Annotated in this window: 1 protein-coding gene; it reads right to left on the reverse strand. The window is 41.1% G+C overall.

Going from position 1 to position 236, the window contains the following annotated elements:
- The coding region (locus CVH10_RS24405) for a glycosyltransferase 61 family protein (protein ID WP_146143406.1) at window positions 1–236 on the reverse strand (236 nt) is incomplete at both ends.

A 236-nucleotide genomic window follows, 5' to 3' on the forward strand; every position in this document is an offset into this window, starting at 1 on the left:
TTTTCTGCAACAATGTTTTGATACTGGCTATGTCGATTTGAAGGTCCGTATGTGAAAGATTTTCAGACGCACTGTTGGGAACATCTTTGCAATAAATTTCAGAATATTTTATTCCTCTTTGGGCTATAATGTCCCAAAAGAATGGGTCCACAAACTTGGATGGGCTTAAAAGGATGACATGACAATGCTTCTGACAGAAGATTGCATTGGTCAGCGCTGCGCCCTTGACGCCAATC

The organism is Halomonas sp. ND22Bw, assembly GCF_003011945.1.
GTDB classification, from domain to species: domain Bacteria; phylum Pseudomonadota; class Gammaproteobacteria; order Pseudomonadales; family Halomonadaceae; genus Halomonas; species Halomonas halophila.